Origin of the sequence: Paraburkholderia fungorum (genome assembly GCF_900099835.1) — a bacterium.
In the GTDB taxonomy this organism is placed as follows: domain Bacteria; phylum Pseudomonadota; class Gammaproteobacteria; order Burkholderiales; family Burkholderiaceae; genus Paraburkholderia; species Paraburkholderia fungorum_A.
The window spans coordinates 588,049-603,869 of sequence record NZ_FNKP01000003.1; the positions used below are offsets into that span (position 1 = coordinate 588,049).

The 15,821-nt window shown below is 63.5% G+C and carries 10 protein-coding genes; 3 read left to right on the forward strand and 7 right to left on the reverse strand.

The genetic code is table 11. The features are described 5' to 3' along the window. Positions 1 to 1,524 (reverse strand): sugar ABC transporter ATP-binding protein, encoded by a 1,524-nt coding sequence (locus BLS41_RS31920; RefSeq protein ID WP_074773262.1) that lies wholly within the window; start codon positions 1,522 to 1,524, stop codon positions 1 to 3. 650 nt (positions 1,525 to 2,174) lie between these two features. Here BLS41_RS31920 and BLS41_RS31925 point away from each other — a divergent pair. From BLS41_RS31925 to BLS41_RS31935, 3 genes are all read left to right on the forward strand, one after another. Then, positions 2,175 to 4,274: a phosphatase PAP2 family protein gene (locus BLS41_RS31925; RefSeq protein WP_074771679.1), complete on the forward strand. Its 2,100-nt coding sequence runs from the start codon at positions 2,175 to 2,177 to the stop codon at positions 4,272 to 4,274. Positions 4,275 to 4,561: 287 nt separating this feature from the next. Next, positions 4,562 to 6,280, forward strand: a complete 1,719-nt coding sequence (locus BLS41_RS38110) for a DarT ssDNA thymidine ADP-ribosyltransferase family protein (protein WP_143026434.1) — start codon at positions 4,562 to 4,564, stop codon at positions 6,278 to 6,280. Positions 6,281 to 6,292: 12 nt separating this feature from the next. After that, the gene (locus tag BLS41_RS31935; RefSeq protein ID WP_074771680.1) at positions 6,293 to 6,994 is read left to right on the forward strand and encodes a DarT1-associated NADAR antitoxin family protein; all 702 of its coding nucleotides are present in this window, start codon (positions 6,293 to 6,295) and stop codon (positions 6,992 to 6,994) included. 40 nt (positions 6,995 to 7,034) lie between these two features. On the opposite strand, the gene BLS41_RS31940 is transcribed toward BLS41_RS31935, so the two are convergent. The 6 genes from BLS41_RS31940 to BLS41_RS31965 form a co-directional block, all read right to left on the reverse strand. Beyond that, a complete protein-coding gene (locus BLS41_RS31940; protein ID WP_074771681.1) occupies positions 7,035 to 7,445 on the reverse strand; it encodes a helix-turn-helix domain-containing protein in 411 nt (136 codons plus the stop codon). A 106-nt stretch (positions 7,446 to 7,551) separates the two neighbouring features. After that, complete coding sequence (locus tag BLS41_RS31945; RefSeq protein WP_074771682.1) at positions 7,552 to 9,564, reverse strand: hydantoinase B/oxoprolinase family protein; 2,013 nt, start codon at positions 9,562 to 9,564, stop codon at positions 7,552 to 7,554. A gap of 20 nt (positions 9,565 to 9,584) precedes the next feature. Beyond that, positions 9,585 to 11,627, reverse strand: coding sequence for a hydantoinase/oxoprolinase family protein (locus BLS41_RS31950; RefSeq protein ID WP_074771683.1), 2,043 nt, complete (start codon positions 11,625 to 11,627; stop codon positions 9,585 to 9,587). 175 nt (positions 11,628 to 11,802) lie between these two features. After that, entirely contained in the window at positions 11,803 to 13,782 is a 1,980-nt protein-coding gene (locus tag BLS41_RS31955) for an ABC transporter ATP-binding protein (RefSeq protein ID WP_074771684.1), read from the reverse strand. After that, positions 13,782 to 14,792, reverse strand: a complete 1,011-nt coding sequence (locus BLS41_RS31960) for an ABC transporter permease (RefSeq protein ID WP_074771685.1) — start codon at positions 14,790 to 14,792, stop codon at positions 13,782 to 13,784. Before BLS41_RS31960 ends, BLS41_RS31955 begins: the two co-directional genes overlap by 1 nt. After that, positions 14,789 to 15,742, reverse strand: coding sequence for an ABC transporter permease (locus tag BLS41_RS31965; protein ID WP_074771686.1), 954 nt, complete (start codon positions 15,740 to 15,742; stop codon positions 14,789 to 14,791). Before BLS41_RS31965 ends, BLS41_RS31960 begins: the two co-directional genes overlap by 4 nt. Positions 15,743 to 15,821: the final 79 nt, after the last annotated feature.

A 15,821-nucleotide genomic window follows, 5' to 3' on the forward strand; every position in this document is an offset into this window, starting at 1 on the left:
TTATGCCGCTGCTTTCAAGGTTTCGCGCCGCGTCGCCAGATGCATGATGCGCTCCTGCGTCGCTTCGGCCGCTGAGAGTTCGCCGGTAATGCGACCCTCGCACATCACGACGACGCGGTCGCTCATGCGCAGAATCTCCGGCAGTTCCGACGAGATCATCACGATCGCTTTACCCTCTGCGGCAAGCGAGCGCAGCAACTTGTAGATTTCATTCTTCGCGCCCACGTCGATGCCGCGTGTCGGCTCGTCGAAAAAGAGCACGTCGCAATCCCGTTCGAGCCATTTTGCAATGACGATTTTCTGCTGATTGCCGCCCGAAAGAAGCCGCACTTCCTGCGTCGCGGACGGCGTGCGGATCGCGAGCAGATTGATAAAGTGGCTTGCTGTGCGACGTATTTGCGTGCGTCGCAGGAAAAAGTTGAACGCGAGAAAACGGCTCAGATTGGACATGACGATGTTCGATTCGACGTCCATGCCGGTGGCGAGGCCGAAGCGTTTGCGGTCTTCGGAAAGGTAGCCGATGCCGCGCGCCACCGCGTCGCTCGGCGTCCTGATCACCGCCTTCACGCCCTTCACGCCCTTCACGACAATCTCGCCCGACTCGATCGGGTCCGCGCCGAACACCGCGCGGGCGACTTCGGTGCGGCCCGCGCCCATCAACCCGGCAAAGCCCAGAATCTCGCCTTTGCGCAACGTGAAACTCACGTCCCTGACCATCGGCCCCGCGTTCAGGTTCCTGACATCGAGCGCGACCTCGCCCTGCTCTGCTGCACTGCGGGAAGGCTCGATATCGGTCAGCGTGCGCCCGACCATCATGCCGATGATCGCCTCGATGGTTGTGTCTTTCGCGGTGACGGTGGCGACATACTCGCCGTCACGCATCACGGTGACGCGGTCGGAAATCTGCTTCAACTCGTCCATCTTGTGCGAGATGTAGACGATGCCCACGCCCCGCTCCTTCAACTCGCGGATGATGCGAAACAGCTCGGCGATCTCGGCGTCGTTCAGCGCGGACGTGGGTTCGTCCATGATCAGCACGCGCGAGTCGAACGACAAAGCCTTGGCGATTTCGACCATCTGCTGTTTGGCGACCGTCAGACTGCCGACCACCGCGCGCGGGTCGATCTTCACATGCATGCGTTCGAGAATCTCACGGGCCTGCGCATTGAGACGGTCTTCGTCGAGGAACAGGCCGAAGCGGCCGCGCGGCTCGCGGCCAATGAACATGTTCTGCGCGACGCTCAAATGGTTCATCAACTGGAGTTCTTGATGAATGATGCCGATGCCCACGGCCTGCGCGTCACGCGGATGCTGGAAATCGACCGGCTGGCCGTCGTAGAGAATTTCGCCCGAGTCGCGCGTGTACACCCCGGCGAGGATTTTCATCAGCGTCGACTTGCCCGCGCCGTTCTCGCCCATCAGCGTATGAACCTCCCCCGCCATGAGTTCGAACTGGATCTCATGGAGCGCCCGCACCCCGGGAAAGCTCTTGTTGAGTCTTTTGACGGAAATGAGGGGGGTCACGGCGCGGTTCGCGAGGGAAGTCTGCGACACACGAGGGCGTCACCGCGAAAAAGCGGCAGCCGGGACGTCGCGCGTCCCACCGTTTTATGACAGAAATCGCAGAGAGAAACCAGACACATTGCTGGGCCCCAAAACCGATGTGCGACGATTCTACGACGCTGGCAAGTGGCGGCTCAAGCCCAGGCATTCCCCAGTGTCAGGGGGTTTTGTGCCCTTGCACAAGCGGAGTGAGAAAAATGCAAACGACGAGGAAACGAACCGGTTGCCCCAAACAACAGACGGCGAAAAGCGGCTGGCAAACGTAGATTGCCTCAGTCAGATCGACATCCTTCGTCACCTAATGACAAAGACGCCGACGCGCTTTGTTTGCACAATGCCGGACTGCACACTGGATTCCATCACTCCCCGCCTCGCCGAATTACTGGCCCTTTGCCAGTTTGCTTCCCTTTTCTTTCTCTGCCGGGCCAGAACTACCGCTGCAGAATTTCCGTGCTCAAGGCCGGGCGTGAAGTCTCGACGATGGTCGAATGAGTCGGCCTACGTGTGAGCTAGCCAATTGCAATAAACATGAATTGAAATTGTAATCAAATTTTAAAAAAGCAAATCTACGATGCGCGATTTCCCTGTCTTGACATTAAGGATTTCCGCGTATGGTGTTCCAGTTAAATGGCAAATCCATCCAGGTTGCAGCATTGGCGAGCCTGGCATTCCTTTCTGCATGTGGCGGTAGTTCCAATTCACTCACGCCCACGGCAACAAGCTCGGCTGCCGTGCCGGCAGCACCTGCCGACCCGACTACCGTCGACAGCGCGCCAGTGAATACGTCGATTCCGGCCTACGTCGACACCTACTACACCAATCTGGCGGACAACTCCTGCTATGACGCGGTCAGCACCAATGCCTCGATTCGGGCGCTCAAGGGCTTGCTGGATCTGTGGACGCCGGTGACCTCTTTTGTCGACGCCGATACCTACGGCGGGACCGGCCTGACCGCGAGTACAGACCCGACTACCGGAGCCGCCTGCGCATCCGTTCCGGCTTCCACCTGGGACGGCATGGCGAGCAGCGGCGGCACGATTCTCAATAGCGGCATCATCGGCACCAACACCCAATATGTCGAAACCGTCGCGGCCAGCCGCGACAACAGCGTCAACAGCACCGCCAACACCGCTAAAGACAGCGATGGTGAAGTCGCCTACAAGGTCGATGTCGGCTCCAAGGATTACAACCTCGGCGAAGCTGCGGGCGTGCTGGCGACTTCCTGGCGCACGGGTCTCGACGCGACCCAGACCATCACTTACGTCAATGCGACCTCCGGCAGCAGCGCCACTGTTTCAGAAGGCGATGCTTCGGGCCAGCTGAGCAACCTCTACACGATGGCCGGCAGCAGCGGCGTCGGTAACTTTGCCACGGGCAACACGTCGAAGTACTACTTCAAGTACGCCCGCCCGTACCTGTGGTCCAGCGAGGGGATAAGCATTGTGGTGCCGGCATTGCAGTCCGCCCAGACCACGACAGCCGGCTTGAGTGCCGCCAAGAACGCCGGCTTCGCAAGCGGCCACACAGCCGAATACGTGCGTCGCGCCGCCGCGATGGCCTATGCGCTGCCGGAACGCTTCCAGGAGTTCTACGCCGCTGCGCTCAAGTTTGGCGAATACCGCATCATCGCGGGCGTGCACTCGCCGCTCGACGTGATCGGCGGCCGCATGGTCGGCCTCGCAGCAGCGGCCGCCAACCTGTACAGCGCCGAAAATTCCGCGCTCTCCAGCACGAACGTCAACAGCATCCTGACCACGAGTTTCAAGACCACGACGCGTAGCCAGGCGCTCTCGGCGATGCAGTCTGCGGCCGGCAAAACCACGTGGAAAGACTTTTACGACTACCTGCACTCGGGTACGCAGAGCACCGACAGCACGGCCAGTGGCTTCGACCTGTACTACGACCACGACAAGAACAAGACCGACTTCGAGCGCCGCATGACTATTGGCATGTCGGCTTACTCCAGCCTTTACCCGACCACCACGGATCCGGTCGTGCCGAAGGGGGCCGAAGTGCTGCTCGAAACGCGCTACCCGTACCTGAGCGCCGATCAGCGCCGCGTCATGCTCAAGACCACCGAGTTTGCGTCGGGTTACCCGGTCATGACCGATGCCGAGGGCTGGGGCCGTCTCGACATGTTCAAGGCTGGTGATGGCTATGGCGCGTTCAACGGTCTGGTGACGATCGCCATGAATTCGTCACTCGGCGGCTTCGCCACCTACGACATCTGGCGCAATGACATTTCGGGTGCGGGCAAGCTCACGTTCAAGGGGGATGGCACTCTCAAACTGGCTGGCACCAACACCTACAGCGGCGGCACCGAAGTCGAGGGAGGCACGCTCGCGGCCGGGTCGGCCAAAGCGTTCGGTACCGGCGACGTGTATCTGGGGGCGGGTGGCATCACTATTGCCGCATCGGCGACGCCGGTGAAGGTGCCGGGCAAGTTCACCGTGCTGACCGACGGCACGCTTGAACTGGACATCGACGGCCAGAGCGGCGGCCAACTGACCGTGGGCGACCAACTGACCATTGCCGGTGGAACGCTGCACGTGAAATTCGTCAACGGTTATACGCCGAAGGCGGGCGATACGATCACGCTGATCAACGGCGCGGCCGCCAGCGCGAAGTTCACTTCGGTTGTGGTGGATGGCGGCTTGAATGGCACGCTGACGTACTCGTCGAGCGGAGTGTCGATCAAGCTGTCTGCCTGAGTATCAGAGGCAGATATGTTGGCTGACGGGTAGCCATCTACTCGTCAGCCTGAAGTGGTAGACAGAACCCCGCAGAGTTCAGGCTCTGCGGGGTTTCTGTTTTTTGGAGCCTCCAGGTTGCCGACGATGCACGGTTGCCCCCTCCTTTTTCCCTCGAGATCGATGCTTCATACATTGATAATTCTCAGTGTATGCTTACAACTTCCTTCTGAAAGCTTTCTGTTTATCGTCTCGTGCGCGCGTCGCCCGAGACGGTTGTAAAAATAAAATAGTTACTCGGGGAATGTGTGGGGATCCTTCTTTATCAGCTCATGATCGTGGGCAGTCTGTTCGCCGTACGGCTCATCGCTCCGCGACGGTTGCTTCCAGCCTGCCTGATCTGGAGTGCGCTTACGCTCTTCAACGTTTTCTGGCCACCGTTGATGGTGATTCAACTCCTGGTGATCTGGATCACATACGGGACAATCCAGCCGGCCGAAAAGAAGTCTGCGCCGTCCAACCACGCCAGCGGACCTGCACAGAAGACAGCCTCAGCGCGCAACACTGCCACAGGACTGCGACCTGTCACGTTCGGCACACCTGAACCGTTGCGTCCGGCACCGGCCAGATCGGTAGACATCCCGACACCCGCACCCCCTTCCCTGATTGCGACACTGCGCGACTGGGACGACCGCATCGCGCGGACCAATGCGATCAATACCGCGTGCGCACCGTTGCTATCGGTGTGTTTTGCGGAGCGTTTGCGCATCGAGAAGGCGCTCGAAAGGGCTCGGCCTCGTCTCGCAATCGAGCGTAAAAAAGCGAACGACCCGAACTTCGCGGCCCTCTATGACGCCAGCTCCGCGAAGGCGCGCGAGACGATGACAAACATCGACGCGACCTTGAACGGCGGCGCACCGCAGCCCGCGTTGGAGTCAATCGTGTGCGGCGACCTGACTGCGATGCCGCGCCACCCGGATGTCCGGGTCCAGCAGGGGATTCGCGAAAAGATCGAAGCGGAGATCGCGTCCTACGCGGCATTCCTTTCGACACTAGTCCGCACGTTGAAGGAGCCTGGCCTGACGCCGGTTTTCCAAAGAAGTCTGACCGAACTGAAAGCGGCCGATCTGTTGCGGCGAATTTCGGCGTTCGAAAAGAGCGGCGTGGACTGGCGCAACCCGGCTGACTTTCGAGATTCAGCCAAGGTGACGTCCGATGCAGTTGCGGTGCGAGCGGCGTCAGGTGCAGGTCTGGTGACCAGTGCTCCTCTCACCGAACAGCCCAAATCACCTTCGGGCTCCGCGGTGAAGATGGTGTTAGGCACGGCACCGGTCGCAACCCCGGCTCCGCGAGTAACGCCCCGGATATTCACGGACACACTAAACCGGCATGAGACGGTCTCGAATGAACTCGAAGCCGCTGCAAAAAAGCGGGGAATCCTGCGACTCGTGCATTTCACGCATGCCGATAATCTCGAGTCGATTCTGCGGCATGGGCTGTGTTCCGTGAGCGCGGCCCGGATGGTAGGGTTAAACCCGAAGGTGAACGACAAGCAGCGGCTCGACGGGCATCCGTGGAGCATCTCGCTCTCGATAGCAGCGCCGAATCACAAGATGTTCTACAAGTACCGGATGCTCGACGAGCACGAGAACTGGGTCGTGTTGCTGATCGACCGCGCGGTACTCTGGCAAAAAGATTGCGCGTTTTATCCACGCAACGCGGCCGACCACCGGATGCGCGACTTGCCGTTGGACGGTCAGAAAACCGTGAAGGCGTTTGAGTCGATGTACGACGCTCTTGACGGCCTGCCGACTCGTGAAGCGCAACATCTGAACACGTTCGATCCAACCGATTCGCAAGCTGAGGTGCTGGTGTTCGATCGCATCGAGCCCAGTATGATCGAGGGCGTCGCCTTCGAGAACGCCGGGATCCAGGCGCGAAATGCGCACTTTCTTGGCCCGCGTGAAGCCCTGCTCTATCCAGAAGGAAAAGGGTTTTTCGGCTCACGTGAATTCATGACCCGATAGAGAATCTGATTCATGGCGAAGCGTCCCGTTTTCATTCCCGAGCTTGACGGCCCGATTCTGGTGCGGACCGAGCAGGTCGAATTCGAATGGTTCGCTGGACTTGCCATTACGCAGAAACAACGCTCGATCGATGCACTGCACGCAAACGCGCTCGAACGATTCGGCCTCGGTGCGATTCTGGAGGTCTCCACCAGATCGCGAGCCGCGTTAGGCTCACGCCTGAGCGCTTTCAATCTCATGCTGACGACCGACGCGCACCCGAAAAGACTCAGCGTCGAATGCGCATTTCAGGGAAGCAAAGTATTTGAACGCGGCGGTCCCTATCGCGACCTCTACGACATGACGTCGCGCGATGCGAAGCGTGACATTCGCCTGCAGGAGTCGGGGCGGCTGACCGGCTTCCGTCTGGGTCAGATCGATTGGCCGCTGGAACCACGAACGGCTTTCTACGACTGGCTTTATCTGGCGGCGCTGCTGGAACACGACGACCTGCGCGACGAGATTGCCGGCTACCAGGCATTCACAGACATCGAGTTCAATCCTGAGCGCTCGATCAACTGTCAGGCGTACACAGTCGCCCTGTATGCGTCACTGGCCGCTCGTGGTCAACTGGACGCCGTCGTGAAAGGCAGAGACGCGTATCTCGCGCTTGTCGGCGAGCGACCCATCAGCCAGGCGACGTTGAATACTGTTCAGCAGTCGTCGCTGTTCTGAAGTGAAGAAAGCACGGCGGCAAGCGGTTTCGTGACGAGCCTCATCTGAAGGCGAACGGCCGCACTCGCGCGAAAGAACTGTCCGTCGCCGAATCCGGTGAAGCAACGAAATGGCCGGGCGTCACCCCTACCGCGCGCCGAAAATGCCGGCCAAGATGACTTTGGTCGAAAAACCCCACTTCGGCCGCCACCTCACAAGGCGGGACACCGTCGCGCAATAGCCGCTTCGCATGTTGAATTCGCACCAGACACACGTATCGATGCGGCGGTATCCCAACTTCCTGGCGAAACAGCGTGGCGAAACGCGAGACGCTTAGCCCCGCCGTGGCCGCCAGCGTCGCGAGACTGACAGGCTGCGCGAACGAACGCTCGATGAAGGCCACGCTCCGTCTGATGGCCCGCGACATCGACGGCGACGTGTCGGCTGCAGTGTGGTCGACGACTCCGCTCATGTCGTCTCCCCTGCGCCACCCTCTCAGGCGCTCACTTGCAGGTTGCATGGATTCGGGTGCTTGCAGCGCAGCAGCTGTCATCGATCGCTCCGTACGATGCGCGTCACTACGCAACCTTCAATTCCGCGTAAGTGGTACATAGCTCCCCGAACAGTTGATGCACCAGGGCAGCATCGCCCGAGTCGGTCTCGCCTTGCGCCGTGCGCTGGGCGAGACGCGCGTCTAGCGCGTCGAACAATCTGTGCTTGATGAAGTAGCGCCACTGCACCGGCACGCGCGCAAGGATGTCGGTCAGCGCCGCATAACGTTCACGGGTCCATTTCGCCTCGAAGGCTTCGCGGTACGGGCCGTATGTGAACGCGGGCAGATCCGCTCCCGCGAGCCTGTCACGCAGTGCGCCGCGCAGCGACGCCGTGGCGGTTTCATCCACGTTATCGCCAGCCAGCGCGACACCGTAGACTTCGCGCGCCTCGTCGGCGGAGACGTAGCCGCGCAGTACGTCGTCGCGCACCCGCAGCGGCTCGCGATCGACCGGACGCCCATAACCGCCCGCCCCTGCGCCAATCAGCCGGATCACATCGCCCGGCATGCAGACGACGAGATCGTTGTTGTCCAGTTCTTCCGCGTGGGCCGTATCGGGATTGCGCGTAAAACGCGCGTTGCCACCCGCGTGGCCGCCGCGCACACCCCACGACGCGAAGCGCGTGCGGTCGCGGTTGCGCGCGGTGACGAGCGTATTCGGCGAGAACACCTTGAACTCCATCACGAGCCCCTGGCCGCCGCGATACTGCCCCGCACCGCCCGAGCCCGGCGCGACGCCGTAACGCAGAATCCGGATCGGCACTTCCGCCTCGTTGATCTCGACCGGCGTGTTGCGCAGAAAGGCATTGTTGGCGCCGGAGCCGTCTTCGCCATCGTCGCCGGGACCGCCGCCCGCGCCGCCGCCAATCGGGCCGATCGACGCCATCACGGTGGCACCTTGGGCACTTGTCGTCTTGACGCTGAGGATCGACAGGCCGCCTGCCGGGCACGCGCCCAGGCGCTCCGGCACTGCCTGCGAGAACGCGCCGAAGGTCAGCAGATGCGTGAGCTTGCAGGTCAGGCTGCGCATGCCGACCGCAGCGGGCGGCTGCGCGTTGACCACCGTGCCTTCCGGCAGGATGCAGCGGGCCACCCGCAGCATCCCCGTATTCAGCAGGATGTCCGGATTGAGCGTGTACAGCACGTAGACGAGACCGACCAGCGCAAGCGCGTGCCGTTCGCGCCCGCCGGTCGGCATGTTCAGCGACGACTGCAGTTGCGGGTCGCTGCCCGTGTAGTCCATCTCGACGAGACCGTCGCGAATTCGCGCGGTCAGCGCGACGCGCATCGGCTTGCCGTTGACCGAGTCTTCGTCGGCGAATTCGGCGAAGAAATAATCGCCGTCCGGGATGCCCCGCAAAATGGTGCGCGCCTGCGCCTCCGAGTACTCGAGCAACGCGCTCATGCCGGCCCTGAAACCGTCGATGCCGAAGCGCTCGATAATTTCCAGCACGCGTCGTTCGCCGGTATGCAGCGACGCCAGTTGCGCATGCAGATCGCCGGTGTTCTGGTTGGGCACGCGCACATTGGTCGCCATCAGCCGGATCAACGATTCGTCGACCACGCCCCGGCGCACGATCTTGCACGGCGGGAAGCGGATGCCCTCCTGCTGGATCTCAGTGAGCGTGCGCGACAGCGACGCGGGCACCGCGCCGCCCATGTCGGTGTTATGAATATGGCCGCCGACGAAACACGCGATCTCGCCTTCGTAGAACACCGGCTTCCACAGCACGATGTCCGGCGTATGGGTCGCGACGAAGCCGCTATACGCGTCGTTGGTCATGCCGATGTCGCCGGGCTCGTAGTCGTCGATCAGGCCGATCACGGCGCTGTAGTCGAGACCGACGTACCACGTCGCGCCGAGCGTTTTCGGCGACGCGAACGTGAGCCCTTCCGGGGTCGTGATCGCGCACGAGAAGTCTTCGGTCTCCTTCACGAAGGTCGAATGCGCGGTCCGCACCAGCGTGTAGGCCATGCTCTCGGCGGCCGCCACGCAATAGTTTGCGAAAATCTGAAGCACTGCCTTGTCGAATTGCATGTGCGCTGCTCCGTCGGGGCTCAGTGAACGAGTGTGAAAACGAGGTTGCCGAAGCGGTCCACCCGGCCGCGAAAGCCCGGCAACACGCTGGTCGTGCAGTCGTCCTGCGCGACCACCGCGGGTCCGTCGAACTGCTCGCCCGCTTTCAGATCCGCTCGCCGGTAGAGCGCGGCGTCGTGAAACGTGCCGTCCATGTACACGCGAATCGTCCCCGCCGACACCGGTGCGCCGTCGCCTGCCGCGATCGGCACCGGGACGGGTTTCGGTGTCGCCGCGCGGATCACGAGCCGCAGCGCGATGACCTGTACCGTCGCCCGCCCATCGCGATGACCGTACAGCCGCTCGTGCTCGCGATGGAACGCTTCGCTCAGCGCCGTGAGGTCGCGGTTGGGCAGCCACGCCGCGTCGAGCGGCGTATCGATCTCGAACGACTGGCCCTTGTAGCGCATGTCCGCCGACACCGCGAGTTCCGCCCGCGTGTCGTCGCCGGTCTGTTCGCGCAGCCACGCGCGCGCCGCCGTGTCGAGCGCGTGCAGATCGTCGGCGAGACGCGCGAGCGTGCCGGCGTCGAGATCGTAGTAGGTGGTTTTCACGAAGTCATTGCGCGTATCGGCGATCAGTCCGCCGAGCGCGCTCAGCACACCCGGCGCGGTCGGCACGACGATGCTCTCCATGCCGAGCGCGCGCGCGAAGTAGCACGCGAGCATCGGACCCGCGCCGCCGAACGGCAGCAGCGCGAACGCGCGCGGATCGATGCCGAAGCGCGACACGATCCGGCTCACGCCCGCGTACATGCCCGACACCGCGACGCCGACAACCGCCTCGGCCGCCGCATACACATCGATCCCGAGCCGATGGGCGAGCACGCCGACGGCGCGATGCGCAGCGTCGTGATCGACGCTCACCGAGTTGTAGCCGAGACTCGCGTTGCCGATCACGCCGAGCACGACGAAGGCGTCGGTGATCGTCGCGCGGGAGCCTCCGCGTCCGTAGCACGCCGGGCCGGGATTCGAGCCCGCGCTTTCGGGGCCGACCTTGAGCACGCCGAAGTCGTCGACCCACGCAATCGAGCCGCCGCCGTCGCCGATCGACGACACCGACACCGACGGGATATGAATCTGGAAATCGCCGAGATATTCGCCGCTCGCGTATTGCGGCTCGCCGTCGACGATCAGCGCGACATCCGCCGTGGTGCCGCCGATGTCGAGACTCATGCAGTGATCGATACCGCTCTGACGCGCGACATACGCCGCGCCGATCACACCCGACGCGGTGCCCGACAGGATCATCTGAACGCAGTTGGTCTTGCCCGCCTCGGCGCTCATCACGCCGCCGTTGGACTTGGTGACTTTCATGTCGGCGGTGATGCCCGTCTCGACGAGTGCGCGTTGCAGCGAGCTCAGGTAGTGCGAGACCTTCGGCTGCACATATCCGCCGATCACCGCCGTCGACGTGCGCTCGTATTCGCGGATGATCGGCCACACGTCGCTCGAACACGACACGAAGAACCCCGGTATCTCCCGTTCGATGATCGCCTTCACCGCGTGCTCGTGGGCCGGGTTGCGGTACGCATGCAGCAGCGCGACCACCACTCCTTCGCAGCCTGCCTGCCGGAGCCGGGTGAGCGCGTCGAGCACGCTCGCTTCGTCGATCGGGGTCTCGACGCTGCCGTCCGCCGCGAGCCGTCCGGTCACGCCGAACACGCGCTCACGCGGCACCAGCGGCGCGGGCCGTTTCGACAACAGGTTGTACATGTCGGGGCCTTTCAGGCGCGCGAGATCCAGCACGTCCTCGAAATGCCGCGTCGTGATCAGGCCCAGCCGCAGGCCTTTGCGTTGCACGACGGCATTCACGCCGACGGTCGTGCCGTGCGTGAAGTACGTGACGTCGGCGGGCGCGATGCCGTCGCGTTCGCGCAGTTGCTCCATGCCGCGCAGCACTTCGCTGCCGGGGCTATCCGGCCGCGAAAACACCTTGAGCGTTTTCAGCTCGCCCGTCGCATCGTCCAGCACCGCGAAATCGGCAAACGATCCGCCGATGTCGACTCCGATTCTCAAGCCCATTGACCCGTATCCTCGCAAAATGTCCGGCACCTGCGTGCATCGGACGAGACGCACCGCGCCCCGCTGCATATCGCCGCGGAAGCTTGAACAGAAACCTCGATTCGGACCCGCCGCGCACAGGCACGCACGCGTTTCACCGACCCGCGTTAGCGCCAGCGCTAGCGTGAATTCAACATCAGACCCGCAGCGCAGCGGTCTGCGCGAGCACCGCGGCGGCTGCGTCGTCGGGCGGCACGTTCTGGAATTGCTCCAGTTCCGCTTCGCTGCGATGGCACAGCACCTGCGCGCCGCTCGCCAGCGTGCGCTCGGCCGGCGCGGTCCGATTGCAGACGCCGTCCATACGCATCGGACAGCGCGCGAGAAACGTGCACAGCTCCGGTTCGTGGGTCGATTCGCCGATCGGCGGCAGCGTCTGATGGCAGCGCTCGTCCGCTTCCTCGAGCCAGCCGGCGCGCAATTCCGGCGCGGACGACACCAGCAGATGCGAATACGGGTGATACGGCGGTGCCGACAACGCGTCCCGATTACCCGTTTCGACGCGATGCCCGGCGTACAGCACGACGATGTCGTCGCTGATCGCGCGCACCTTGGCGATGTCGTGCGTAATGAACAGATACGACACGCCAAGCTTCTTCTGCAGATCGCGCAGCAGGTCGAGAATCGCCGCGCCGACCACCGTATCGAGCGCGGACGTGACTTCGTCGCAAAGAATCAGCTTCGGCTCGGCGGCGAGCGCCCGCGCGAGATTCACGCGCTGCTTCTGACCGCCCGACAACTCGCCGGTGCGCCGCTGCGCCAGTTCGGCAGGAAGCCGCACCAGTCCGAGCAGTTCGGCGACGCGGCGACGCGCGGCCTCGCCCTTCATACCGTGATAAAACTTCAGCGGACGCGCCAGCGTGCGCTCGACCGTGTGAGTCGGATTGAGCGCGGTATCGGCGTTCTGGAACACGATCTGGATGCAGCGAAACTGCTCGCGGCTGCGGCGGCGCAGATCGGCGGCTAGCGGTTTGCCGTCGAGTAGGAGACTGCCGCGCGCCATCGGAACGAGCCCGGCGATCACCTTCGCGAGCGTCGTCTTGCCGGAGCCGGATTCGCCGATCACCCCCACCGTCTGACCCCGGCCGATCACGAGACCGACGTCGTTCAGAATGACCTTGTTCGGCCAGCCCTTCGCGTTAGTGCCGCCGTAGCCCGCAGTCAAACGACGCAGTTCGAGCAGCGGTGCGGTCGCGGGCTGTGCCGGTGTTTCTGTCTCAAACTTTGCGGCAGCAGGTTCGCCACTCGCCGACGCCGCAGGCGCAACCGGCGTCACCGCGGCGATCAGGCTTTGCGTATAAGGATGTGCCGGCGCATGCAGAATCTGCTCCGTGCGGCCCGTTTCGCGAATTTCGCCGTTGCTCAGTACGACGATGCGATCCGCCATCTGCGCGACCACCGCCAGATCGTGCGACACGTAGACCGCGGTCATCCCGTACTGGCGGATCACGCGGCGGAACGCCTGCAGCACATCGATTTGCGTGGTGACGTCGAGCGCCGTGGTCGGTTCGTCGAGGATCACGAGTTCAGGATCGGTAATCAGCGCCATCGCCGCCATCAGCCGCTGCAACTGCCCGCCCGACACCTGATGCGGGTAGCGCCGGCCAATCGTCTCCGGTTCCGGCAGCGCGAGCGCGCGGAACAGTTCGACCGCTTTCGCCTGGGCGGCGCGTTTGCCGAGCGTGCCATGAATCAGCGCGCTCTCGATCACCTGGTCCATGATCGTGCGCGCCGGGTTGAACGACGCCGCCGCGCTCTGCGCGATGTAAGCCACCTTGCGGCCGCGGATTCCCGCCAGCCCTTTCGGCGACAGGCCGAGCACGTCGGTATCGCCTACCCGGATCGCGCCGCCTGCGATCCGGCAGCCGCTGCGGGCGTGGCCCATCAGCGACAACGCGATGGTGGTCTTGCCCGAGCCCGACTCGCCGATCAGCGCGAGCACCTCACCGCGCGCAATCTCGAAGTCGATGCCATCGACGATCGTCGTATCCGCTTCGCCCGGACGGCTGCCGACCACGCGCAAGCCGCGCACCTCGACGAGATTTGACGACGGCAACGGCGCGGCTCCCGAGATGGCCGTCAAGGCTGCATGAGCCCGTCTGAAAAGATGAGCTTTCATCAATGACCTCCGTCGGCATCGGCCGCGTTTTTGCGGCGACCGCGCCGCGGCAGGCCGTCGATCAGCAGGTTCACGCCGACCGTGAGCACCGCAATGGCGATCGCGGGCAGGATCACGACCGGCACGCCTTCGCCGAGTCCCGCGATGTTCTCGCGCACCAGCGAACCAAGATCGGCATATGGCGGCTGCACACCCAGCCCGAGAAAGCTCAGGCTGCTCAGCAGCAGCACGACGAAGGTGAAGCGCAGGCCGGTGTCGGCGAGCATCGGGTGGAGCATGTTCGGCAGCATCTCGAAGCACGCGATGTAGAGCGCGCTCTCGCCGCGCGCCCGCGCAACCTGCACGTATTCGAGCGTGCTGATATTGACCGCGAGCGAGCGGGCGATCCGGTACGAACCCGGCATGTAGCTCACGGCCGCCGTCACGATCAGCAGCGGCAGCGACGAACCGAACGCGGCCACGATCATCAGCGCGAACATCTTCGACGGAATCGACGTGACGGCATCGAGCAGCCGGCTCATGGTTTCGTCGATACGGCGGCCCGCCACCGCGGCGAGCAGCCCCAGGATCGTTCCCGTGAGCGCCGCCAGCAGTGCTGCCGCGAGCGCCAGCACGACCGTCAGCCGCATCCCGTAGATGATGCGGGTCAACATGTCGCGGCCCAGGTAGTCGGAGCCGAGCGGCAGCTTCGCGCTGAAACTCGCGAAGACGTCGGTGGTGACGATCGCGCCGACCGGATGCGGCGCGATCCACGGCGCGAACGCCGCCACGAACAGCGCGCAACTCACCATGACGAAGCCGATCCAGCCGCCGGTCGAGAGGTTCATCCGCTGCGCGAGGCTGCGGCGGCGTACCGGCTGCGGCGCCGGACTGTTGCCGCCGCCCCACGAGCGGCCCGGCTCGGCACCTTGCGGCAACATGCTGCTGCGCTGCACCGGTTCGAGCGCGCCGAGCCGGTGAGGAGAACGGGGCGATTGAGGCGATTGGGAAGCAGGTCGAAGAATACTCATGTCCGCAGCCTCGGGTTCGAGATGATGGCGCACAGGTCGGCTAGCAGCACGAGCAGCAGATAGCCGAGACAGAACAGCAGCGTGCAGGCCTGTACGAGCGGGAAGTCGCGGTTGCTCACCGCGTCGACCATCAGGCTGGCGAGGCCTGGATAGTTGAAGATGGTTTCGACGACGATCACCCCGCCGAGCAGATACGACAGGCTGAGCGCAATCGCGTTGGCGATCGGGCCGATCGCATTCGGCAGCGCATGGCGCAGCACGACGCGGGCGGGGCTCGCTCCCTTGAGCATCGCCATTTCCACATACGACGAACTGAGTTGCTCGATCACCGCTGCGCGCGTCATGCGCGCCATCTGCGCAATCACGACCGCACATAGCGTGACAACCGGCATCGCATAGGCGCGCAGAAAATCGTGCAGGCTGTCGATCTCGCCGCTATACGACAGCGCCGACAACCAGTGCAGCTTGACGGCCAGCACCAGCACCGCGAGCGTCGCAATCAGGAACTCGGGCGTAGCGACCAGCGAGAGTGTGCCGAGACTCACGATCCGGTCGATCAGCGAATCGCGCCTTACCGCCGCAAGAATGCCCGCCGACACCGCGATCGGCACCGACACGGCGGTGGTGATCGCGGCCAGCGTCAACGACTTCGGCAAGCGGCCTTCGATCAGATCGGTCACGGGCAGATTATTCGACAGCGACACGCCGAAATTCGCGTGCAGCAGCCCGATCAGCCAATGAAAGTAGCGCAGATAAGCGGGCTGATCGAGGCCGAACTGCTGGCGGAGAGCCGCGACCGTTTCCGCGGTCGCCGCCTGGCCGAGCGCGGCCTGCGCGGCATCGCCCGGCAACAGATTGGTGATCACGAAGATGATGATCGAGACAATCAGCAACGTCAGCGCGGTGACCGCGACGCGCCGGCCGATCAACTGGGCGATATTCCCGTTCATTGGCGAGACCTCCTCGGTAGGCTCCGGGGCACGGCGCGGGAACTCCGCGCCGTGCCGCCCAGACCCGTTACGACTGCCA

What these genes read in the sequence shown, in the direction of transcription:
- BLS41_RS31925 (WP_074771679.1), top strand. Translation starts at nt 2,175, where the DNA reads ATGGTGTTCCAGTTAAATGGCAAATCCATCCAGGTTGCAGCATTGGCG.
- BLS41_RS31935 (WP_074771680.1), top strand. Translation starts at nt 6,293, where the DNA reads ATGGCGAAGCGTCCCGTTTTCATTCCCGAGCTTGACGGCCCGATTCTG.
- BLS41_RS31960 (WP_074771685.1), bottom strand. Translation starts at nt 14,792, where the DNA reads ATGAGTATTCTTCGACCTGCTTCCCAATCGCCTCAATCGCCCCGTTCT.
- BLS41_RS31940 (WP_074771681.1), bottom strand. Translation starts at nt 7,445, where the DNA reads ATGAGCGGAGTCGTCGACCACACTGCAGCCGACACGTCGCCGTCGATG.
- BLS41_RS31955 (WP_074771684.1), bottom strand. Translation starts at nt 13,782, where the DNA reads ATGAAAGCTCATCTTTTCAGACGGGCTCATGCAGCCTTGACGGCCATC.
- BLS41_RS31950 (WP_074771683.1), bottom strand. Translation starts at nt 11,627, where the DNA reads ATGGGCTTGAGAATCGGAGTCGACATCGGCGGATCGTTTGCCGATTTC.
- BLS41_RS31945 (WP_074771682.1), bottom strand. Translation starts at nt 9,564, where the DNA reads ATGCAATTCGACAAGGCAGTGCTTCAGATTTTCGCAAACTATTGCGTG.
- BLS41_RS31965 (WP_074771686.1), bottom strand. Translation starts at nt 15,742, where the DNA reads ATGAACGGGAATATCGCCCAGTTGATCGGCCGGCGCGTCGCGGTCACC.